The 21,421-nt window shown below is 67.6% G+C and carries 26 protein-coding genes; 10 read left to right on the top strand and 16 right to left on the bottom strand.

Translation table 11 applies throughout. The features are described from left to right. The first annotated feature begins 49 nt into the window (after window positions 1-49). Window positions 50-1,216: a VldE C-terminal domain-containing protein gene (locus BAY60_RS19405; RefSeq protein ID WP_170160457.1), complete on the top strand. Its 1,167-nt coding sequence runs from the start codon at window positions 50-52 to the stop codon at window positions 1,214-1,216. 2 nt (window positions 1,217-1,218) lie between these two features. Then, window positions 1,219-1,797, top strand: a complete 579-nt coding sequence (locus BAY60_RS36805; RefSeq protein ID WP_146771041.1) for a hypothetical protein — start codon at window positions 1,219-1,221, stop codon at window positions 1,795-1,797. On the opposite strand, the gene lgt is transcribed toward BAY60_RS36805, so the two are convergent. After that, on the bottom strand, window positions 1,760-2,686 hold the full coding sequence (gene lgt / locus BAY60_RS19395; protein ID WP_112282292.1) for a prolipoprotein diacylglyceryl transferase: 927 nt from the start codon (window positions 2,684-2,686) through the stop codon (window positions 1,760-1,762). The genes BAY60_RS36805 and lgt overlap by 38 nt on opposite strands. Before the next feature lie 230 nt (window positions 2,687-2,916). Between lgt and BAY60_RS19390 the strand changes: the two genes are divergently transcribed. Both BAY60_RS19390 and BAY60_RS19385 read left to right on the top strand, forming a co-directional pair. Beyond that, on the top strand, window positions 2,917-3,279 hold the full coding sequence (locus BAY60_RS19390; protein ID WP_112282291.1) for a BlaI/MecI/CopY family transcriptional regulator: 363 nt from the start codon (window positions 2,917-2,919) through the stop codon (window positions 3,277-3,279). A gap of 98 nt (window positions 3,280-3,377) precedes the next feature. Next, window positions 3,378-4,232: a M56 family metallopeptidase gene (locus BAY60_RS19385; protein WP_245992623.1), complete on the top strand. Its 855-nt coding sequence runs from the start codon at window positions 3,378-3,380 to the stop codon at window positions 4,230-4,232. On the opposite strand, the gene lnt is transcribed toward BAY60_RS19385, so the two are convergent. The 5 genes from lnt to BAY60_RS19360 form a co-directional block, all read right to left on the bottom strand. Continuing rightward, window positions 4,207-5,802 carry an apolipoprotein N-acyltransferase gene (lnt, locus tag BAY60_RS19380; protein WP_245992622.1) on the bottom strand — a complete coding sequence of 532 codons (1,596 nt, stop codon included), beginning with the start codon at window positions 5,800-5,802 and terminating at the stop codon, window positions 4,207-4,209. The genes BAY60_RS19385 and lnt overlap by 26 nt on opposite strands. Before the next feature lie 161 nt (window positions 5,803-5,963). Next, window positions 5,964-7,154, bottom strand: a complete 1,191-nt coding sequence (locus BAY60_RS19375) for an aminotransferase class V-fold PLP-dependent enzyme (protein ID WP_112282289.1) — start codon at window positions 7,152-7,154, stop codon at window positions 5,964-5,966. Further along, complete coding sequence (locus tag BAY60_RS19370; RefSeq protein ID WP_112282288.1) at window positions 7,151-7,963, bottom strand: amino acid ABC transporter ATP-binding protein; 813 nt, start codon at window positions 7,961-7,963, stop codon at window positions 7,151-7,153. Before BAY60_RS19370 ends, BAY60_RS19375 begins: the two co-directional genes overlap by 4 nt. Beyond that, window positions 7,960-8,607 carry an amino acid ABC transporter permease gene (locus BAY60_RS19365; RefSeq protein WP_112282287.1) on the bottom strand — a complete coding sequence of 216 codons (648 nt, stop codon included), beginning with the start codon at window positions 8,605-8,607 and terminating at the stop codon, window positions 7,960-7,962. The genes BAY60_RS19370 and BAY60_RS19365 overlap by 4 nt, the downstream gene beginning before the upstream one ends. A 9-nt stretch (window positions 8,608-8,616) precedes the next feature. Continuing rightward, window positions 8,617-9,459, bottom strand: a complete 843-nt coding sequence (locus BAY60_RS19360; protein ID WP_245992620.1) for an ABC transporter substrate-binding protein — start codon at window positions 9,457-9,459, stop codon at window positions 8,617-8,619. Between the two features lie 331 nt (window positions 9,460-9,790). Here BAY60_RS19360 and BAY60_RS19355 point away from each other — a divergent pair, with 331 nt between their 5' ends. The 5 genes from BAY60_RS19355 to BAY60_RS37205 all read left to right on the top strand — a co-directional run bounded on the left by BAY60_RS19355 (window position 9,791) and on the right by BAY60_RS37205 (window position 13,332). Next, complete coding sequence (locus tag BAY60_RS19355; RefSeq protein ID WP_112282285.1) at window positions 9,791-10,378, top strand: adenylate/guanylate cyclase domain-containing protein; 588 nt, start codon at window positions 9,791-9,793, stop codon at window positions 10,376-10,378. Window positions 10,379-10,511: 133 nt separating this feature from the next. Beyond that, window positions 10,512-12,017 carry an IS21 family transposase gene (gene istA, locus BAY60_RS19350; RefSeq protein WP_112282284.1) on the top strand — a complete coding sequence of 502 codons (1,506 nt, stop codon included), beginning with the start codon at window positions 10,512-10,514 and terminating at the stop codon, window positions 12,015-12,017. 2 nt (window positions 12,018-12,019) lie between these two features. After that, window positions 12,020-12,307: a hypothetical protein gene (locus tag BAY60_RS19345; protein WP_170160456.1), complete on the top strand. Its 288-nt coding sequence runs from the start codon at window positions 12,020-12,022 to the stop codon at window positions 12,305-12,307. Window positions 12,308-12,333: 26 nt separating this feature from the next. Further along, on the top strand, window positions 12,334-13,083 hold the full coding sequence (istB, locus tag BAY60_RS19340) for an IS21-like element helper ATPase IstB (protein WP_281272731.1): 750 nt from the start codon (window positions 12,334-12,336) through the stop codon (window positions 13,081-13,083). Window positions 13,084-13,191: 108 nt separating this feature from the next. Then, on the top strand, window positions 13,192-13,332 hold the full coding sequence (locus tag BAY60_RS37205) for a hypothetical protein (RefSeq protein ID WP_170160455.1): 141 nt from the start codon (window positions 13,192-13,194) through the stop codon (window positions 13,330-13,332). Here the strand turns inward: BAY60_RS37205 and BAY60_RS19335 are convergent. The 7 genes from BAY60_RS19335 to BAY60_RS19305 form a co-directional block, all read right to left on the bottom strand. Further along, entirely contained in the window at window positions 13,326-13,832 is a 507-nt protein-coding gene (locus BAY60_RS19335; RefSeq protein WP_112282282.1) for a hypothetical protein, read from the bottom strand. The two genes, BAY60_RS37205 and BAY60_RS19335, sit on opposite strands and share 7 nt — an antisense overlap. Further along, on the bottom strand, window positions 13,829-13,981 hold the full coding sequence (locus BAY60_RS37200) for a hypothetical protein (RefSeq protein WP_170160454.1): 153 nt from the start codon (window positions 13,979-13,981) through the stop codon (window positions 13,829-13,831). The genes BAY60_RS19335 and BAY60_RS37200 overlap by 4 nt, the downstream gene beginning before the upstream one ends. Before the next feature lie 101 nt (window positions 13,982-14,082). Further along, entirely contained in the window at window positions 14,083-15,537 is a 1,455-nt protein-coding gene (locus BAY60_RS19325; RefSeq protein ID WP_146771040.1) for a hypothetical protein, read from the bottom strand. A 99-nt stretch (window positions 15,538-15,636) separates the two neighbouring features. Next, window positions 15,637-16,350 carry a M23 family metallopeptidase gene (locus BAY60_RS19320; protein ID WP_112282279.1) on the bottom strand — a complete coding sequence of 238 codons (714 nt, stop codon included), beginning with the start codon at window positions 16,348-16,350 and terminating at the stop codon, window positions 15,637-15,639. Between the two features lie 254 nt (window positions 16,351-16,604). Next, window positions 16,605-18,107 (bottom strand): ABC transporter permease, encoded by a 1,503-nt coding sequence (locus tag BAY60_RS19315; RefSeq protein WP_112282278.1) that lies wholly within the window; start codon window positions 18,105-18,107, stop codon window positions 16,605-16,607. Beyond that, window positions 18,104-18,793 (bottom strand): ABC transporter ATP-binding protein, encoded by a 690-nt coding sequence (locus BAY60_RS19310; protein WP_245992619.1) that lies wholly within the window; start codon window positions 18,791-18,793, stop codon window positions 18,104-18,106. Before BAY60_RS19310 ends, BAY60_RS19315 begins: the two co-directional genes overlap by 4 nt. A 29-nt stretch (window positions 18,794-18,822) precedes the next feature. Continuing rightward, complete coding sequence (locus BAY60_RS19305; protein WP_211330363.1) at window positions 18,823-19,161, bottom strand: metal-sensing transcriptional repressor; 339 nt, start codon at window positions 19,159-19,161, stop codon at window positions 18,823-18,825. An 80-nt stretch (window positions 19,162-19,241) separates the two neighbouring features. Between BAY60_RS19305 and BAY60_RS36800 the strand changes: the two genes are divergently transcribed. Continuing rightward, entirely contained in the window at window positions 19,242-19,439 is a 198-nt protein-coding gene (locus tag BAY60_RS36800) for a hypothetical protein (RefSeq protein ID WP_146771039.1), read from the top strand. A gap of 5 nt (window positions 19,440-19,444) precedes the next feature. On the opposite strand, the gene BAY60_RS37580 is transcribed toward BAY60_RS36800, so the two are convergent. From BAY60_RS37580 to BAY60_RS19290, 3 genes are all read right to left on the bottom strand, one after another. Further along, complete coding sequence (locus BAY60_RS37580) at window positions 19,445-19,702, bottom strand: hypothetical protein (protein ID WP_211330362.1); 258 nt, start codon at window positions 19,700-19,702, stop codon at window positions 19,445-19,447. Further along, entirely contained in the window at window positions 19,702-19,977 is a 276-nt protein-coding gene (locus BAY60_RS19295) for a YgaP family membrane protein (protein WP_112282275.1), read from the bottom strand. Before BAY60_RS19295 ends, BAY60_RS37580 begins: the two co-directional genes overlap by 1 nt. A gap of 448 nt (window positions 19,978-20,425) precedes the next feature. After that, the gene (locus tag BAY60_RS19290) at window positions 20,426-21,025 is read right to left on the bottom strand and encodes an Rv1733c family protein (protein ID WP_112282274.1); all 600 of its coding nucleotides are present in this window, start codon (window positions 21,023-21,025) and stop codon (window positions 20,426-20,428) included. Between the last annotated feature and the right edge of the window lie 396 nt (window positions 21,026-21,421).

Here is a 21,421-nt window from a genome sequence, read left to right as displayed (position 1 = left end):
CAGCTTGCATATGCCGGGTACGCCACCCGCGAACGGTACGGGAGGGTCGATGCGTGCGCGGCATGTCGTGCTGCTGCTTGGCCTGCTCGGCGCCGTCGTGATGGTGGTCCCGGTCGTCTTCGTCGCGGTGGTCACCGCGGCGCGATCGGCCGGCGAACAACCCGCTCCCGCGCGAGCGGGAGTGGCGACGGCCAAACTGCCGCCACTGGCGCAGAGCATGCTACCGCTGGTGGCCACGCGGATCAGCGAGACATGTCCTGAATTGAGCGTGCTCAGAGTCCTGGCCGAAGTTCAGGCCGAGTCTGGCTGGGACCCGCGGGCGTGGAGCGAGGACGTCAACGGCGGCGCGGCAGGACTGCTGCAGATCAATCAGGCCAACTGGATTGCCCTGGGCGGCCGGCCGTGGACCAGTACACCACCCCCTCCCACCGCCGATATCAGCGACCCCAGCACACACTTGACACTCGGCATCGACTTCCTGTGCGGCAACCTGCGGGCGATCACGCCGCACCTCAAGGAGACGGGCAAGTCCGTCGCCCCGATGGACGCCGTGAGCGTCTGCCACATCGCCGGGTGCAGCCGGGTCACCGGCAGCCGCACCGGGATTCCCCAAGCCGGCGAAGCCGGCTGTGACGCGCGATGCGCGTCGCTTGTCCGCCGGTATCTCGACAACATTCGCCGCTACGAACGCGACTGGTCGGCGACACCAGGCGAAACCGGCCCGCCGGGGATGCTGCCCCCGGGCATCGACGTCGGCCAGCTCGCGTCCGCGAACGCATACACCGGCGGGCCAACGGGATGCACGGTTCCGGATCCGACAACGGCAGGCTGTGTCACGGCCGCGACCGCCAACGGGATCAGCGAGGTGCAACGGGCTTTCGGCTCGGAGGTTCGTTCGGCCGGATGTTTCGCGCCGCGCCCGTGGAATCCGACCAGCGACCACCCCCAAGGCAAGGGCTGCGACATCTTTCCGGATCGGGCGGGCATCTTCCCGGCCGGCGAACCGTTGAGAGCCGGCTGGCGGATGGCGGCCTGGCTCCGCGTCAATGCGGAAGCCCTGCGCGTGAAGTACGTGATCTGGCAGGGGCGATACTGGGATCCGAGCACCGGCGACCAGGGCGGGTGGGGTGAGCCCTACACCGGCGGTGGTGTCTACGACGTGGCCGACCCGACCGGCGGCCACTATGACCATATTCACGTCAGTTTCAGGGAATAGCCGTGGTGTGGGATGCGCGGAGGATCGCCACGGCGGCTGCATTGGCAGGCGCGCTCGGCGTGATCTGGCTGGCGGCGTCGAACGCCGATGCGCCGCCAGGAGAGACGCCCCCATCGTCGACGGCGTCACCGGCCGAGCAGCCGATCGGCCCGGAGGCGCGGTCGGCCGCCTCTCCGCCTCCCGAACGACCGGGAGACTCCGTCAGCAGCGTCCCATTGGGACTCGACTTTCGCCGTCCGGCTGAGGTGGCTCGCGCGTACCTCGTGGCCGCGCATTCCCTGCGCGGCACCGATCGCGGCCGAACCAACCGGCGCGTACTGCCCTACCTCGCTCCGGACAACCCGGCCAACCCGCGTGGCCTGGTCGTCGTCGATCCGCCGCCCGCGGGTCAGGCAACCACCGCCACCGTCGACCGACTTCGGGTGGTCGGCTCGGACCAGGCAAGACAGCGAATCGCCTACGAGGCCCAATGGTCGGCGCCGGCTATCGACCGGCGAACGACGTTTGTCGTGCTCGCCCGTCAGCCGGACGGCCGCTGGCTCGTCACTCAGGAGTCGACCCGGCTGCAGCCTGGCGACTGACCGGTCCCACACTCGTGGCGCGAAGCGCCTGCAGATCTTCCCGAAGACCGCGCCGTTTCGCCGCCACGAAGTACGCCACCGCCCCCGCGAACACCACCGCGGAGACGATCGTGTTGATCCGCAGGCCGAACACCTGGGTCGCCTCGTCGTCACGCAACAGCTCGATCCAAAACCGGCCGAAGGTATAGCCGGCCACATAGATCGCGAAAACGCGGCCGTGCCCCAGCCGGAACCGTCGATCAGCCCACACCACGACAAACGCGACGAGCACGCCCCACAGCAACTCGTAGAGGAACGTCGGATGGACCACCGCGATCGGCGTGTCACCCACCGCGACGCCGCCGATCGGGTCCTCCTGCCCCGTTGCCGGGTCAATGCGGCGATAAATCTCAAGCCCCCACGGCACGGATGTGGGCGTGCCGTAGACCTCCTGGTTGAAGTAGTTGCCGACGCGGCCGATGGCCTGCGCGAGGACGATACCCGGGGCCACCGCGTCGGCGAACGCCGGCAGCGGGATACCCCTGCGACGGCAGCCGATCCAGGCGCCCACCGCACCGAGCGCGATCGCGCCCCAGATACCGAGGCCGCCCTCCCAGATCTTCAGCGCTTCCCACGGGTTCTTGTCCGGCCCGAAGTAGCGCCACCAGTCGGTCGCGACGTGATACAGCCGGCCTCCGACAATCCCGAACGGCACGGCGAAGACAGCGACGTCCGTGACTGTCCCGGGCTCGCCGCCGCGCTGGACGAAGCGCCGGTTGCCCCACCAGATCGCGACCGCGATCCCGGCGACGATGCACAGCGCGTAGGCTCGGACGGAGAACTCGTTGATCCGCCACACGCCCTGGGGCGGGCTCGGGATGGCCGCCAGCACAGCTGCGGACGCCGACATCAACCTCTCCTTCGCCTGCCCCGTGGGCGGATGGTGGGGTGCGGAAGGACTCAGTCTCCCCGCACCCCGTCCGCCGGGCGGCACAGGCAAGGCGAAACCGCCGACGGTGAGGCACGGGCCCAATCGCCCGAAACCTCGCTGCTACTATAGCAGCTAGTAGTTTTGCCTGACAGGAGGCTCCACCTACTATCGACAGTAGGTGTAGGGCGGCAGTCTGGCGGTGAGGTGGCATGTTCGGGCTCGGCGATCTCGAAGGCGCGGTCATGGAAGTGCTCTGGCGCGCGGACGAACCGGTGAAGGTGCGCCAGGTTCTCGAGAATCTCAGCTCTGGCAGAAAGCTTGCTTACACCACGGTCATGACCGTACTGGACAACCTGCACCGCAAGGGATGGGCCCACCGCGATCGGGACGGCAAGGCCTACCGCTACCGCCCGGCGTTCACCCGCGAAGAGGCCGCCGTTCGGGCCCTGCGTGAGGCACTGGACGCCTCCGGCAACCCGCGAGCCGCGCTTCTGCACTTCGCCAACTCGGCCTCAGCCCGGGAAACGGAAATCCTCCGAACCGCGCTGGCCAAGAAGGTCCGCCGCCAGTGATCGTGGCGGTGTCGCTGCTCCTCGGGGCACTCACGGCAGGGTGGCTCGTTCCACGCCAACTGGGTCGTGCGGATCTCCGCCGCCGGGATCCGCGGCCGTTGATCGTCGCGTGGCTGCTGGCCATGTCGGGCGTGGCGCTCGCCGGGATCAGCGGTGTCGTGCTGCTCCTGGCACCAGACCACGCGGGGGCGAGCCCGCTGACCTGGGCGCTCAGCCGGTGCTGGGCGGCACTGCAACACGGCTCATCGCCCAAGATCGAGGAGCTCATCGGCGTTGTCAGCGTTGCCTTGCTCGCGGGGCTCGTCACACGGTTTGCCGTCGTCGCCATCACCGAGTTTCGGGAGGCGCGCCGGGCGAGCCGCGAGCGGCTCGCCGTGCTCCGCCTGGCCGCCCGCACCGATGACAACTCCCCGACCACGCTGTGGCTGGCGCACGATCGCCCCTTGGCGTTCAGCCTCGCCGGCCGCCCCGACGTCGTGGTCGCCACGGAAGGACTGCACCGGCATCTCCCGGCCGAGAGCGTCGCCGCGGTGCTGGCACACGAGCGGGCCCACCTGCGCGGCCGCCACCATCTCCTGATCCTGATCGCGGGCATCCTGCGTCGGACGTTGCCGTTTGTGCCGCTGTTCCGGCAGGCGAACACCGCCCTGCGTGAGCTCGTGGAGCTGGCCGCAGACGTCTCGGCGGTCCGCGCCTGCGGCGCGCCGGCCGTCCGCTCGGCCTTGCTGGGCGTAGCTGGTCCGGGAACACCAGACGTCGCGCTGGCGATGGCGCGGGACGCCGTCGACCTGCGGCTCGCTCGCCTGAAGCATGCCGCTCAGCCCGCCGGTGGCCTGCGCACGGCCCTGTCCTGCGGCATGGCGGGAATGGCGGCCACGGTATTGCCGTTCCTCACCAGCGCTGTCCTGCTCCTCGCCGTCACCGTGGTTACTTGCCCGGTGAATGGCTGGTGACCACCTGCCGCCGGAACGCCACTGCCACGGCCACAACCGCGAAGCTCACGACAACCCACTCAGGGACACTGCCGAACCTGGTGGCCACCGTGGTGCTCAACCGCAGCGGGACCCGCTCGACCATCGACTCCGCCGTGAACTGGCCAGTGCTGCGGGTAACACGCCCGTCTGGTTGCACGATCGCGCTGACGCCGCTGGTGGAGGCGACGACGACCGCCCGGCCGTGCTCCACCGCCCGCAGCCTCGCCATCGCCAGTTGCTGATAGGTCATCTCGGTGCGCCCGAACCACGCGTTGTTGGTGGGCACGACCAGCAGCTGCGCCCCCGCCCGGGTCGCCTCGGTGAGCACGTAGTCGTAGGCGACCTCGTAACAGATCGCAAATCCCACCCGAGCCGATCCCATGTCGAAGACTCCGGGTCGGTCACCGGACACCATGTCGCCCGCCGGATCGTCGGTGAACGGAGTCACCGCCGCGGCCACGGCACGGAGCGGGACGAATTCGGAGAACGGCACCAACTGCTGCTTGGCGTACTCCTCGGTAGCGCCACGCTGTGGGCTCCACAGGATCATCCGGTTACTGGCGCGACCGTCCGCGCCGTAAGCGGTCCCACCCACGGCGACCGGCACGCCGAGCTCACGCGCAATGCGGTCCAAGTCCGGATCGTCGCGCCCGGCCTCGAACACATTCGACGATTCGGGCAGGATCACCAGGTCGGGGGCGGGAACCCGACCGGCACGGACGTCGTCGACGAGTCGGTCAGCCTGAGCGATGTGATTGGCTCGCACGGTCGCGCTCTGGCCCAGGAGGGCGATGCCGGCGTCCGGCGCGTTGCCCTGAACCACCGCCACAGTCGCGGTCCCCACTTCCGCATCTGTCTCGATCAACGACACCATCACCCAGCCAGCTACAAGCGGCAGCACGGCGACCACGGCATGTGCGATCCACCGACGCGGCGCCTGCCGGATCCGCAGCGCCAGGACGGCGAGCCCGCAGCCGGTAAGCGCGACAGCGAAGCCCACCAGAACCGCTCCACCCACCGCCGCCAGCGGCAGGAAGACACCCTCGGGCTGGGTAAACGCGACACGTCCCCACGGGAATCCGCCGTACGGGACCCGCGAGCGCACCGCCTCAGCAGCCACGACGACCGCGGCCATCCACACCGGGGCCATCGGCAGCCGGCTGACCCGCGCCATGCCGACTCCCATCAAGCCGAAGAACAAGGCCTCCAGCACCACCAAGCCCAACCACGGCCAGACCCCGAAGGCAACCCCAAGGAAGTCATAAAGCCACCGCAGCAGAGGCAACAGGTACGCTACGCCGAACGCAACGCCGTAGCCGAAACCGCGCCGCCCCAGGCGGCCGTAGACGGCCAGCACCAGCAACGTGAACGCGACCGGCGCGAGCCACCACAGCGGCCGAGGCGGCGAGGCCACATAGAGCACAGCACCGCCAGCAACCGCTGCAAGCAGCCGAAGCCACGTTGCGGCCCTCACCACGCGAACCGAGCGGGGTCGCTGCGAAGGGCGGCCCGATCGAGTCGCGCCCTCGGGATCAACCTGCACAGTCACCCGCTCAACCTTTCCGACGCCACGGCCAGAACACACTACTATTTCACATAGTAGCTTTGGCAGGCGTTTACCAGTCGAGCGGCTTCTCGTAAATGTCGGCAAGGGTCGTGAGTGGCGAGCGGGGTTCTCAGTGCCCTGCGGGACACCCGCACCCGAACTTGCTAAACACTCACGAGCGCGTCGCAGAGTGACTCGATCTCCTGCTCGGTGTTGTAGTAGTGCACAGAGGCGCGTACGAGTTCGTCTATTCCGCGGTTTTCCATGTCGACTCTCGTCGACGGGGCGCGCGACACGCTCACGTTGATCCCCCGGGCGGCGAGGCGTTCCTTGACCTCGGCCGGCGCGACCCCGTCTACCGTGAAGGCCACGATCCCGCAGCGCTCTGCGCCAACATCGCGGAGGGTGACCCCGGGTAGTTCGGCCAAGCGGCTTCGGAGCTGGTCGGCCAACGCGTACACCCGCCCGCGGATGCTGTCCAGGCCCCAGCCCAGGGCATAGTCGATGGCCGTTCCGAGACCGATCTTGGCCGCATAGTTGTACTCCCACGATTCGAACCGGCGGGCGTCCGGCCGCATCCGGTACTCGTCGCGGGCGATCCAGGTGGCGGCGTGCAGGTCCAGCATCGGTGGCGAGAGTTCGTCGAGCAGGTCGTGGCGGACATAGAGCAGACCGGTGCCCCGCGGGCCGCGCAGGTATTTGCGTCCCGTGAGTGAGAGCAGGTCGCAGCCGATCTCGGCGACGTCCAGCGGCATCTGCCCCGCCGACTGGCAGGCGTCGAGCAAGTAGAGCACCCCGGCCTCCCGCGCGATCTTGCCGACCTCGACGGCGGGGTTGACCAGGCCGCAGTTGGTCGGCACGTGGGTCAAGGAGATCAGCCGCACCCGCTCGTCGATCAGATCGCACAGCCGTGGCACCGAGATCTGTCCGGATTCGTCGTTGGGGACCACCTCGACCTCGAGGTCGTGGCGGGCGGCGAGCTGAAGGTAGGCGATGAAGTTGCTGCCGTACTCGGCCTCGCTGGTCAGGATCCGGTCGCCGCTCCGGAACGGAATCGAGTAGAACGCCATATCCCAGGCGCGGGTGGCGCTGTCCACCACGGCGATCTCACCGGCCGCGCAGCCGAGCAGGCGTGCGGCAGCAGTGTAGACCGCCTCGATGGTCTCGGTCGCCTCCGCGGCCGCCTCGTAGCCCCCGATCCGAGCCTCCAGCTTCAGGTGCGCGATGGTGCTGTCGAGCACGGGCGTGGGCATCAGGGAGGCGCCCGCGTTGTTGAAGTGCACGACGTTGTCGCAGCCCGGTGTTTCCCGCCTCGCGGTCTCCACATCGAAGGTGTCGATCGCCGACGCCGTCATACTGCCTCCTCCCCCACGCGCGGTGCCGGAGCGTCGACCAAAGCCCCGGAGTGATCGACGAGCCGCAGGAATGTGCGCACCCGCTCCTTCGACGGGCGGGTGAAGAACGCCTCGGCTGTCGCTTCCTCGACGACCACCCCGCCGTCCATGAACACGATCCGGTCGGCGACCTCCCGGGCGAAGTGGGTCTCGTGGGTCACGATCACCATCGTCATGCCGTCTCCGGCGAGCTCCTGGATGACCTCCAGCACCTCCGCGTGTAGCTCCGGGTCCAGGGCGGAGGTCGGTTCGTCGAAGAGCACGACCTCCGGTTCCATGGCCAGCGCGCGAGCGATCGCCACCCGCTGCTTCTGCCCACCAGAAAGCCGCGAGGGATGCACATCGCGCTTGTCTACCAGCCCGACCCGATCCAGTAGCCGCTCGCCGAGCGCGACGGCTTCCGCCATCGGCAGGTTGCGCACCTGGCGAGGTCCCTCGATCACGTTGCCCAGTGCGGTCATGTGGGGGAAGAGGTTGAACTGCTGGAACACCATGCCGGTCTGCTGCCGGGCGCGCTGCATCAGCCGGGCCCGGCCGCGCCGGTCGCTGCGGGTGCCGCAGGAGAAGGCGCAGTCGCAGATGCGCACGTGCCCGGAGTCTGGTTCCTCAAGCAGGTTCATGCACCGCACAAGTGTCGTCTTACCTGACCCGGAAGGGCCCATGAGCACGACGACCTCGCCTCGCTCGACGGAGAGATCGACGCCGCGCAGGACCTCCAGTGCACCGAAGGCCTTGCGGATGCCGGTGAGTTCGATCGGTGGCTTTGTCATGCGTACGCCTTTCCGAGTCGCCGCTCGAGCATCCCCTGCCCGACCGAGAGCAGCGTGTTGATGAGCCAGTACAGGGCTCCGATCATCAGGAACGCTTCCATGTAGCGGAAGTTCGCATTGCCGATGCTCTCCGCGACGCGAGTGAGCTCCACGACGGTGACCACCGAGGCGAGCGAGGTGTCCTTCATCAGCGCGATGAAGCGGCCACCGACGGCCGGGGTGGCGATCCTGATCGCCTGCGGGAAGATGATCCTGCGGAACGTGCGCCAGTACGGCATGCCAATGGATGAGGCAGCCTCCCATTGTCCTTTGTCTACTCCGAGAATGCCGCCCCGGAAGTTCTCACTCAGGTAGGCCGCGGCGAACAGGCTCAACGCCAGGATCGCTGACGGAACTGGCTCGAGTTGCACCCCGAGCTGCGGCAAACCAAAGTAGATGATCATTATTTGAATGAGCAGCGGAGTCCCACGGAACACCGAGACGAACATGATCGCGGCTCCCCTGAGCACCCGGAAGGCGGAGATACGCGCCAGGGCAACGAGCGCACCGAGACCAGAACCCAGCACAAAGGACACGACACCGAGCAGCAAAGTAATGCCCAGCCCCCTGAGCAGCATGGGGAACGAGTCAGCCAGCATGTCCATGGGATGCTCCTAGCTCTGTTCCGGCGGCAGCGCCTTGAGCTCTGCCACCATGTCCAGGCCGCCCAGCCACTTCCGGGAGATCTTGGTCAGGGTGCCGTCGTCGATCATGTCGCTGATCGCCTTGTCGATTTCCTTCTTGAACTCGGTCGAGCCCTTCCGGAACGACATGGCGTTGACCTCGCTCTCCAGCAGTTTCCCGACCGGTTTGACGTGGAGTCCGTTCTGCTTGGCCAGGTAACTACCCTGGAAGCGGGAGACCAGCATGGCGTCCGCGTTGCCACGGCCGAGGTCGGTCAGGCCCAACGTGGCGTTCTGATATGTCTTGACCTGCGCGCCCGGGATTTCCTCGCTGGCGAACTTCTCCTGCGTGGTTCCGGCCGAGACGGCTATGACCTTTCCTCGCAGGTCTTCGAGCGAGTTGATCGAGTTGTTGGACGACGCCGTGAAGATCGAGACACCGTTTACCTGGTAGGGAGTCGAGAAGTCGACCTGCTGTTTCCGTTCGTCGGTCACCGTCTGGCCGGAGATGACGATGTCGAAGCGTCCGGCCCGCACGCCCTCGATGAAGCTCTGGAAGTTCGACGCGACGAATTCGACGTTGTCGACACCGATCCGGCGGGCCACCTCGCGCGCGACATCGACGTCGTAGCCGACGGGCTTGCCCGCGTCGTCGAGGAAGTTCCACGGCGGATTCGCCTGCGTGAGCGCCACACGTAACGTGCCGTTGTCGCGCACCTGCTGCAGCACATCGCCGGAGCTCCCGCCAGAGCAGCCCACGAGTGCGCCGCTGACAACGACGGCGAGTAGCGAGAACGCGACCTTGAATGGCCGCCGGATTCGTGACATTCCCATGACGCCTCCATCTGCGGTGAAAGCCGCTGGACGAAGTGGCCCGCGGCAACGCCGAGCCGGCCTTCGCCGTGTTCACGCCACGTCCACGACGGTGTCGATGCCCCATCCGCGGACCCGCACCTGGTCAGTGGCGAGTTGTGGTCAATGGCTAACTACGTCACTCGAGCGAGTGAACACTATGCCCCCGTTGGGTATGCCGTCAATGGGTGAACAGGAGGCATATCAAGGCGTAACGCGAGCGCAACAGCTTGACGCAGGCCCGGCGTGCGTTCAGCCGATTGCACTCCGTTACTATCAGGATTAGTATGTCCGTTCTGATGCGGAGTGGCCGATGACCGACGCCGTAGTACGCACGATCGCGTTCATCGACCTCGCCGGGTTTACCGCGCTGTCGGAGGCGCATGGCGACATAGGAGCTGCGGACGTCGCAAGGCGCCTCCTCCATCTCACCCACGGGACACTGGATCGCGACGTCGAGCTCGTAAAGTCGCTCGGCGACGCGGTGATGCTGGTCAGTGCATCCAACGGCGGTTTGCTCGACAGCGTGGAGCGGCTCATCGGCGCGTGTCGTGCCGAGCCGGGCTTCCCGATGCTGCGCGGCGGTATCCACCGCGGCCCGGCGATACCTGTGGACCGTGACTACTTCGGACGCGCGGTGAACCTCGCCGCTCGTCTCGGCGGGCTCGCTGTGAGCGGACAGATCCAGCTCACTGCGGAGATCGCCGCGGCAGCCAGGACGGCAGGGCTACCCGTGACGGCACGTGGACCGATGCGCCTGCGTGGGATACCTGACCCGGTGGACGTTTTCACGTGGTCCCTCGACGTAAACGAGACGGGGATCGATCCGGTCTGCAAGATTGTTGGCGGCCACGGGAAACTGCCCGGGTACGGCCAGTTAGGTGCCCGGTGGCGGTCATGAGTTTTGCCCGTTGACGGTCATGAGATCTGCCCGACACGACTTGTTGTTTGCCCTGCGCCTACCGGGTGTGGGGTCCCTCCTCGGTTGAGCTTCGCGGCGACCAAACCGTTGCTCGGTTCCCGAGGAGGGACGAGTGAAGTCTGCCGAGGAGATCATGCAGATTCTAGAAGCGTTCGATTTGACCGGTTCGTATCGTGATGCGGCGGAGCTGGTGGGGTGTTCTCACCACACGGTCGCCCACTATGTGCAGGCCCGAGAGGAGGGCCGACTGACGCCGGGGCGGTCGGAGCGGCGGCCGATGCTGGTGGATGAGTTTCTGCCGAAGCTGGAGGAGTGGGTCGACCGCTCCAAAGGCAAGATCCGCGCGGATGTGGCGCACGACAAGCTGGTCGCGCTGAGCTTTACGGGGTCGGAGCGCACCACGCGGCGGGCGGTGGCCGAGCTGAAAACAGCGTGGCGGGCCGGCAACCGGCGGGTGCACCGGCCCTGGGTCCCTGAGCCGGGGATGTGGTTTCAGTACGACTTCGGCGACGGCCCGAGGATCGATGGTGTGGCGACACAGTTGTTTTGTGCGTGGCTTGCGTGGTGCCGGTTCCGGGTGGTGCTGCCCATTTTGGACAAGACGCTGCCCACGGTGATGGCCGCGATCGACCAGACCCTGCGGCTCTTTGGCGGGGTGCCGACGTATTGCCTGACTGACAACGAGAAGACCGTCACGATCGAGCATGTGGCGGGGATCGCGGTGCGCAACCCGAAGATGCTCGAGTTCGCGCGCCACTACGGGCTCACGGTGGCGACGTGTGTGCCGGCGGACCCGGCGAGCAAGGGTGGTAGCGAGGCCACGGTCAAGATCGCCAAGGCGGACCTGGTGCCCACCGAGGCGAACCTGTTGGGCGAGTACGCCAGTTTCGCCGCGCTGGAACGCGCCTGTGTGCAGTTCTGCACGCAGGTCAACGCCCGGCCGCACCGGGTGACCCGGCGTGCGCCGATCGAGATGCTCGGTGAGGAACGGTCCCGGTTGCATCCTCTGCCGGAACACCCGTATACGGCAGCGTTCGGGGTGAGCCGCACGGTCGGCGAGCAGGTGCCGATGGTGGCGTTCGAGAACGGTTCGTATTCGGTGCCACACACCCTGGCGGGTGAGGCGGTGTGGGTGCGCCGTCATGGCGAGCGGGTGGTGATCGTGCACGCCGGGCCTGAAGGTCCGGTGGAGGTGGCCCGCCATGTCGTGACCGCCCCGGGCAGCCCGCGGGTGGATGATGCGCATTTCCCACCGCAGCCGGAGGGGCCGCTGGACCGCACTCCACGGGCGAAAACCCGGGCGGAGACGGAGTTCCTCGCGCTCGGTGACGGGGCGGCGTTGTGGTTGACCGAGGCTGCGGCGGCGGGCACCTACCGGATCCGCGCGAAGATGGCCGAGGCGGTCGCCCTGGCGAGGCTGCACGACACCACCACCGTCGACCGGGCTTTGGGCCGGGCGGCCACCGCGGCCCGGTTCGCCGAGGGGGACCTGGCCGCGATCTTGGCCCACCAAGCCCACGCCGCCCCCGGTGGGACGCAGCGGGCCGGGGAGCACAACAGCCTGGCGCAGGGCACCGCCGGCTGGGCCGGCCTCGGCGAGGAATGGGAGGTGCGCTGATCATGTCCGCATCCGCGTCTTCCGATGCGTCCCGGATCGCCACGATCATGCTCGCCGACGGCGTCGACGACCCCGATGGACTCATTCCGGTGGTGGCCGGGGAGTTGTTCGAGTGGGCCTGGCTGGCCGCCGAACTCGCCGACTGGCTCGACCAAGCCGGACCGGCTACCCGGGCCGAGTTCACCCGCCACTTCGACCATCTGCGCAGCCCCGGCAAGGTCGCGGTGTTCCTGGCTCAGATCAGCGAGCGCATCGCCGCGCTCCTGGACGGGGACCGGGGGCAGCCATGACCACCCGAACACCGGCTGCCCCACCGTTGGACGAGGAACTGGAGCGGCTGCTGCGGCGGATGCGGCTGCCCTACATCCGCCGCGCCGCACCAGAAGTGCTGGCCACCGCCAAGGCCCAGCGCTGGGAACCGGCCGAGGTGCTGCGGGTGCTGCTGGCCGAGGAAGTCGCCGGGCGGGACCGTTCCGCACTGACCACCCGCCGCGCCAAAGCGGGGTTTCCCACCGGGAAAACGTTCGATGCCTGGGATCCTGGGGTGTCGTCCATCCCCGCACCCACCCAGCAAGCACTGCGCACGCTGGAATGGGTGGCCCGGCACGAGAACCTGGTGGTCTGCGGCCCCGCCGGCACCGGCAAGACGTTCCTGCTGGAAGCCCTCGGGCAGCAGGCGGTCGAGACCGGGCTGCACGTGGCCTGGTTCACCCTCGAATCGCTCGGCGTGCTGATCCGGCGCCACCGCGCCGATGACACCGTCACCAAGGCCATCAGCCGGATTCTGCGCGCAGACTTGGTTGTGGTCGACGACATCGGGCTGCTACCGGTCGGGCCCGACGCCGCCGAAGGTCTCTACCGCCTGGTCGATGCCGCCTACGAGAAACACTCCGTCGCGATCAGCTCAAACCTGCACCCGGCCGGGTTCGACGAGCTGATGCCGAAAACCCTGGCCACCGCCACGGTCGACCGGCTCCTCCACCACGCCCACCTCTGCCAAACCAGCGGTGACAGCATCCGCCTCTCCCAAGCCCTCACCGGCAAAGGAGTGATCGCCTTGAACTAACCAACCCACGGTCTGGTGGCCACGACTGGGCAGATCTCGTGGCCACCACCGGGCCATTCTCATGACCGCCACCGGGCAAATCCCAATGTCCCTTGACACAAGATGCGCGTGCGCGATCCTGCCGGCCATCTACAGCACGGCGGTCGCACCTACGTGTTCTGCTCACTGGCGTGCCTGCGGCGCTTCGTCGCCGACACCCGGGTCTACACCGCCGATTCCGCTGAGGTACGAACTCGTCGCTACTACTGAGGTCGCTGTGGCCCGGGCTCCTTGGGGGCGCAGCCTTCGGACGTGCAGGTCTGCCGACGCCAGCGCAGCAGCACAGCCGCGCCGAGCGCAACCACGGAGACACCTGCGAGAGCGGGCTGGATCGGCGCCCATACTCCCAACGCACCGGATACCCCGAGCAAGCCCAGGACGATCTTGTTACACAGCGGGCAGCCGACCGCGAACGCCGACAGCAGCGACGAGCCGAACACACCAGCACGCCCCCGCTCGTCGGCAGCTTGGCGGATAATCGCGAACCACAGGCCGGTCAACACGGCCGTCAGGATCAGGGCTGGATACTCCCACCAGCGGACGGGAGTCATCCGGGTGAACCATTCCGTGTCGATGACGTCGGTGGGCACGCCGACGATCGCGGCACTCAGCGCAGCGGCGAGCAGCCCTCGCCGCCATCGCCAGGCCCGTGGGGGCGAGGGGGCTGCGTCGGCGGCGGCTTGCCGGTCCAGGAAGTTCGCTTGAGTCATGTCGACCTCGACGTGATCAGGCCACAGCCGCTGAGCACCACGACAGCCGCGAACAGCACGTAGAACGGGCCGTGCCCACCGGGCAGGTGACGGGCGGGAGTCCACTCGAGGATCCAGTTCACGACGGCCACCGCTGCACCGAGGATCACGAGCGCCCAGCCTGTCGTCGTGGTAGGCGCAGGCGGAATCCGCAGCCGTCCCATCCGCACCAGACCTCGCTCCATGCCATCGTCTCGCGATCTACGATTTTTCATAGTACCTGGTGTACGACTGCCTGGCGACGTCGGACCGCAATGACGGCCCAACCGATCAGTGCCGTACCGAGGGCGAGGAGCCCTGCGCCCGCGAGGTACTCACCGGCGGGCCGATCGCCGGTGCCCGCGGGCAAGTAGACGGAGCGCCGGGCGGCAATCCGGGACGCCTCGTCCCGCCGCACAGGCAGCCACGTTTCCGCGACCGTATTGCCGGCCCACAGTTCGGCATAGATGAACCACAAACCACGCGACGGTAGGACGATCTTACCCGCGAACACGCCGGAGCGGTCCACCAGCGGAGCGGTCACGACCTCCCCAGCCCGCCGGGCGACAAGCCTTCCAGGAGTCCATTCGCGACCGGCCGTGCCCTCGAACTCGGTGATCCGCACCGCGATCGTGCCGGACCCGTCACCGTCCGCGCTGACCTGCGCCGTCGCCACCGCTGTCCCCTGCCCGGGGTCATGTGCGCGGGCGTGTGGCATTACCAGCAACGATGTGGCCGCGAGCAGACCGAGCACCGCACCAGCCCGCGCAAGAGGCCGACGTGACACCGCGAACAGGGTCGCGGCGAGCAACGGCACGACGATCACACTCGCGAGCAACGTGGGTCGCACCGGAACGGAACTGACACCGCTCGCCGACGCCACCAGCTGCAGGGCGGCCACGGCGAGACCGGCCGCTGGCCAGCGCGCCCGATCCCACCGTGCGGGGGCGTCCAGCACCAGCAGGCCCAGCAACGCGATCGGGACATCCGGAGTGGTCCAGCCCGTGATGGCAAACGGGGCCAGGATCAGGAGCCGGAACACGAGGTAACTGAGCACGGTCGGCGTCACGACCGCGCGGTCGACCACGAGCGCACGGATAATCCCGGAGCTGCCCAGGCCGACGGCGAGCAACACTGGGAGGTAGAGCGCCTGCGAGAACTGCGGCACGTCCGTCTCGTACTCCACGACGACGATCTCAGTCGCACCGAGCAGCACCACCGCGAGCGCGATCCGGGACACCCGGGAGCCCATATGGCCGGTGTTGAGCAGCACCGCGACCACCAGCACCGCCGTACCGATGACCGACAACAAGTGGGGCGGCGACCACAGCACGGAGTCCCTGCCGAACGCCGCGTGCCACGCCGCGTCGGCGGGCGCCGCACCGGCGGTCACCACGCCAGCCGCCACCGCGAGGGCGAGCCCAGGGATCGCGAGCGTGGCCCGGAGCGAGCGGGTACGCCACAGACCCACGAGCACCCACCCTGCCAGCACGAGACCGACCATGCCGATCGAGGCGTACAACAGGAGGTGGGGCGGGAGCAGCGCATCGTCCCTGCCGATCTCGGTGTGCCAGCCGTCATCCCAGTAGGTCGCGACCAGGCCTAACAGGCCACCGCCGATCACGGCCCACACAGCGTTCGACGGCAGCCCCGTCAACGCTCGACCGGTTGCACCGAAGCTCGTCATGGCAACCACCTCTTTCGCCGGATGATTGCTTAGCAATCTACCCCGTGGGGGTATAATCGCTAAATCTGAGGCCGGCGGGTATAGAAGGATTTGCGGCGACTAGCCGACGTTCGCACCTCGTTCCTGCAGCCAAGCGAGCGGATCCACCTTCAGACCGGCCGGATCCCAGACCTCGAAGTGCAGGTGCGGACCGGTGGAGTAACCCTTGTTGCCGACCTCGGCGATCACCTCGCCCGCCTCGACTTCCTGCCCCACGCTCACTGCGTAGGAGTTGATGTGGCCATAGACGGTGATGGTGCCGTCCTCGTGCTGGATGCGCACCCACAGCCCGAACCCGCTGGCGGGACCGGCATCCAGCACCACACCGCGCATCGGTGCGACGATCGGTGTGCCGATCACGTTCGCGATGTCCAGACCGTAGTGGGTGGTGCCCCAGCGCGGCCCGTAGTTCGAGGTGATCGTGCCTTGGACCGGCGCGACGACGCGGTGCCGCGCCTTCTCCTCCGCGGCCTCTCGCGCTCGCCGTTGCCGTTCGGCCTCCTCTCGGGCGATTCGGTCCTTCCTGACCTGCTCGGCCATCTCCAGTTGCCTGGCCTCGTCCCGGGCGGACCGGCTCGGCGTGGGAATCAGCAGTGGTCCGGAACTGGCGGTGGGGCCTCCGGTGCCGGTGGTGGTGCTGACATCGCTGTCGAGGTCGGCGGCGAGAAGGTTGATGCGGGGTTCGTGCTGGGTTGGCGGCAGCCCTGTCAGGAGCTGGAGTGCCGCGCTTCCGGCTCCGGCGGCGACGCTGAGAAGGACCACGACCGCGCGCATGTTCGGGGTGGGCCCGCGGCGGCTCGCGGCAACCGGGCGTCGCGCGGGGACGGTGCGACTGGTTGGGGGAGCGGGTATTGGGTTGTGCTCACGGCCGTACTGCCGGGGCTGGCGGTGTCGGGGCACGCGTTGCCTCTCCGGGTCGGGGTCGGGGTTGCGATGCGGGCCTGCTTCGTTGCGCGAACGTTATCACTATCTTGAATAGTAGGTTTGTGAGGTCCGGCACTCGGTTCGTAGAGAGTTGTCCTTACACCTCAGCGCACGCCTGCCCGGGCGCGGGGTGCCCGGCGGAACAGCACGGCCGCCGCCACCGTGAGCGCGAGCAACCACGCCAGCGCGATCAACAACGAGCCGGTCTCGTCGAAATCCCTGGTAAGCCCACCGTCGAGCAGGACACGGCTGGCGCCGTAGCCGGGCAGCCATTGCGCCCAGGCCGCCGGCTCTGGGCGCAGCATCGGACTCTGGGCGATGCCGACGTCGAGGAACGGGATGAGGAAGGCGATGAAGACACCGCTGACGCGGCCGAAGACTCGGCCGAGACATACGCCAGCCAGGGCGTAAATTGCGCCCAACAGCACATTGCCCCCGGCGTAGATCATCCACTGTTGCGCGTCGAAGACAGCCGCGGTGACCGCCAGTGAGACGGTGGTGACCAGCAACAAGGCCGCGGCGATCACGGCAAGCCGCACGCCGAGCAGGACGCCCGCCCGGAATCCGGCGAGTTCCAGCCGCCGATCACCGGCCATCGCGTCCAGCACCACGAACAACCCGGCAAGGGTGGCCAACGATGCGATGGCGATCGGCGTCATCGTGCCGGCGTGGACCTCCGGAAGCCAGAACGTCAGATCGACCCGCTCCCTACCATCCACAAGCGACATGATCGTGAACTGCTCGCGCGTGATCGCCTTGGCGAGCACGATGAACACCACCGGAACGACGATCAGCAGCGCCCACAACGCCCTGTTGCGGCGGTATTCCCGCAATCCCATCCGGATCCCGACAGCGAACTGGTCCCGTCTGGTACCCGCCGCGACGAGTCGCCGCGGCTGGCGTGCGATCCGGCTGGCGAGGGTGACCACGGCCGAAGCGATGACGATCGCGCCGACGGTCCACGCCAACGCCCATCCCAGATCCCCGAGCCGCCCGCCGTGGCGAGACGGCAGGTCGATCATCCATAGGGTCACGTAATGCGTCGGTAACACCCGGGTCGCTACGCGGTCCGGCGACGTCATGGCCGGGCCGAAGAACACGTCGAGGATCCAGACGAACAAGATGACGACGGTGCCGTTGACGGCGTTACGCGCCAGAGCGCCGACGAGCGCTCCGATCGCCAGATAGATCACCGCGAACATCAGCGTCCCGGTGAGGACACGGCCTGCGGGGTCGATGCCAGCACGGACCGCCAGCGCCAGCAGGGCGGCCGCGGACACCAGCAGGGCCAGCAGCAGCCCGGTGGCCACCCTCGCGACGACCAGCCGGATGGGCCGCAGGCCGGCGAGGACCAGGCGACGATCAGCGGCGCGCGCGGCGCGGGTCTGGAAGTACATCGCAACGCCTGCCATGAACCCGGCGGTCCAGCCGGCGGTCACGGTTTCCACGGCGGGCCCGATTCCGCTGCCGAAGAGTTTCGCGGCATCGGCGAGCGATCCGGACGCCACGAGGACGAACACCACCGGCACGAGTACGAGCACGAGCAGGTTGACGGGATTGCGGGTGTAATCGGCCAGGAACCGCCGGACAAACAAGACGGTGGTCACCAGGGCACCGCCAGTCCGTAGCGCAGTTCGACGATCCGGTCGAATCGCTCCTCGTCGGCGACGAAGTGGCTGATGATCAGGACGGCCTTGCCAGTCTGGCGACGCTGGCCGACGAGCTGCCAGAACTTGACGTAGGTGTCCCAGTCGAAGCCCGCGTAGGGCTCGTCCAACAGCAGCACATCCGGGTCGGCGAGCATGGCCAGGCCAAGGTTGAGTTTGGCCAACGTCCCGCCAGAGAGCTGGTCCGCTCGCGTCGAGCGATAACGTTCGAACCCCAGCGCGGCATAGAGTTCACGCCGTGCGCGGCGCTCGTGTTGTGGGGCCATCCGGTAGGCACGGCCGAACAACTCGAAATGCTCGTCACACGTCAGCCGCTCGTAGACGACCGGCTCTTGCGGGCAGTACCCGAGCCGACCGGACACCTCGACGGAGCCTTCATCCGCCGCGAGCGCACCTACCAGGACCTTCATCAGGGTCGACTTGCCGGAGCCGTTCTCCCCCACGAGCCCGACAACCTCACCTGGCCGCATGGCCAGGTCCACACCCCGCAGCACCGCATGCCACCGTGCGGGCCACACGCCATGGCGGAAGCTCTTCACGATGCCGGTTGCCCGCAGCACGAACTCGGTGGCGATGCCCGATTGGTCGGTCACCTCGGCCGGTGCCGGTGACACCACGTGATCCACAACTCCTCCCATCCGCGTGTGGGCACCGCTCACCTTTTCTGAGCGCTGTTTTTGGTCGGTCTTGCCGCGGAAGTATGAGCGAGCAGGCCAGACAGGAACGCGGTCTGCTCGGCCGCCTCGTCGGGGGACAACACTCCGGCGGCCACCGATGCGGTGGTGGCGGTGACATGACAGACGAGCAACTGCTGCTCGACCGCGCGCAATGCACCGTGCACGGCCGCGAGCTGAACCAGCATTTGCTCGCACGAACGGCCGTCGGCCAGCATGCGCTCGATCCCGGCCACCTGGCCGGCAGCGCGGCGCAGCCGTCGCCGTACCAACGCGGCCATACCGGCGGGTAACATCGCGACGTGCAGGTCCGTCTCCACGAGGACACTCCTCATCACTGACGGCGACGGCCGTCGGGCGTGCCCGGCCGGTCCCGCCGGGCAGCGTCACGGCGACCGCCATGACCAGCGTGCATGAAGATCATCAGCAACGCCGCGCCGAGGAGAACGAGCACGGCCGGCGATACACCGGCGAAGAACAGTCCGATGCTCACGACGACAGCGCCGGCCGCGGCCAGCTGCACATGCTGTCGCTTCATCATTCCCTCGTCACCGCTGAGACTGGCGTGTCCACCAACACCGCCGGTGACAGGCCGTAGCGGCGTTACCGGGAACGGCCACGTCCGCCGCCGTGTCCCATGCCGCCGTGCATAAGCGCCATCATCACGACGCAGATCACGGCGACGACCAGGAAGCCCGAGCTGACTACACCGGTCGCAACCAGCGCGATCGCAATTGCGATCATGGGGACGCAGCAGGCGATCAGGAGCCAGCGGTGCCCGCCATGGCCGCGTGGGCGCTGATGCTCCGAATACTTCGCCGGGTCGTGGGTGGGATGCCGGGGATCATGTGGTGTCGTCATCATGGCCTCCGCAGAGATGGCGGTACGTAGCTCAGCTTGCGGTAGAGCGGGCAATGCCCGAGCGCGCCCGTCACCAGTAGATCGGCACCGGCGAGCACAAGCAGCACCTCCAGCACGATCGCCAACACGGAGCTGGCAGCAGCCAGCAGAATCACACCGACAACGATCGCGCCGAGCCCGACCACGATGCGGCCCACCCTCTCGACAGGAGTGATGTTTACCGTCCGCCACGCCGAACGGCGACCGACTGGCGGCGACTCTGATTGCCGGGTCATGACATCTCCTTCAGATCGGATGTCATTGACACTCCCCAGCTTCGGCATGCGCAGCCACAGGAAAACGTCATCGCCGAAGGGGCACAAAGTCCTATCCATCGTCGTAGGTAGCCGAATCAGGCAGCGATGAGTCACGCGTGACGTTGCCGCTGAGCTAGCGCTGCGCCTCGGGCTGCGCAGGCACTCGTGAGTGCGTTTGCAGTCAGCGCGACTGGACTAGTCCTGCTCTCCGATGTGTCGCCGAGCGGCAACCACGTGGACGATGCGCTGCCCGGCATGCTCGTCGCCAGTATCAGCTCCGGCCTGGGTTTCCCTATCCTGGCCGTCGTGCTCAAAGCCGATCGCCACCCGGGATGGGGTGACGCCAACTCCCGGCGTTGCGCGGAAGGCAGCGTCCGAGGTCTTCCTTGGGCTAGTTTGCCAGGACGCGAACGAGTCCGGCCCGCTGTCAGGACCAGCTCGGGTCGCGCCCAATGTGCTCCCACTCCCGTGTCCACTGGGCGTAACGCAACTGGTCAAGCCCCTTACGCAGCAACCAGAACACGGCGGAGAGCCCACCTGCGACGGCCAGCCAGGCAAGCAGCGCGGCTGACACGGCGCGGCCTACCGCATCCCGCGTCGTCGTAGGTGCAACGGCAAGGTCGCCCCTCTCATCAACCCAAATCGACATCGCGCTGCCCGCGTTGGCACCGATCTTGGCGACCACGTTGCCTGTGCGTTTCGTGCCATCCTGCAACACCCACTGCGCCCACACCCGCGCCGAGCCGCCTCCGGATACGCCAGGCTCGCCAAGGTTCTCCCGGGGCGCGTCGGCAAGCAGCACAGCCGTTGTTTGACGTCGGTCGCGCATCTCGTCCCGAGACACCTTGATGTTCTCCGCGTAGGTCTCCGACCCCAGCGCGGCCGTGACGGGCACAGCGAACAGCGAAAGCAGCACGACGCCCAACAGCGCCGCGGCCTCGATGCGGTCCCAGCATCGCGCCAGCGGGTTACTGCCGATGCGAACGCGCCGCCATAGCCGCAACAGATACGTCGGCGAGGCGGGCATGGCGACCGACCTCCTCCCTGTCGACGACATTGGTTGGAGCGTCCGCCGGAGAAACGACACCGACGAAGGGCCGGCCCGGCCCTTACCTGGCAGGACCTTCGCCCCAACCGTTCCGGAATGTCCGGACGCAGCGCGGTTTCGAAAGAGAGCAAAGCCGCAAACGTGTCGACGCGTCCACCCACTTCTACTAAGTCAGTTAGTATTAATCATTAGAGTTGCACCGAGACATCGGGTTCCGCCAACAGGGACTCTCGGCCGCTTCTCAAGCACTGCCCGGCCGGTAGACAAGATCCAGGCACACAGAGAAGGGAGTGCCAGGTTCCAGGTATGTATCGACGGACACGGCGGCCAGGGTGTGGCGACCTCCGCCGAGCTTCTGTCGGCCGGCCACGTTCC

The sequence above is a fragment of the Prauserella muralis genome, assembly GCF_003202285.1.
Classification (GTDB): Bacteria; Actinomycetota; Actinomycetes; order Mycobacteriales; family Pseudonocardiaceae; genus Prauserella_B; species Prauserella_B muralis.
The sequence above is the reverse complement of the archived record's forward strand: the minus strand, read 5'-3'. Positions and strand labels throughout refer to the sequence as shown.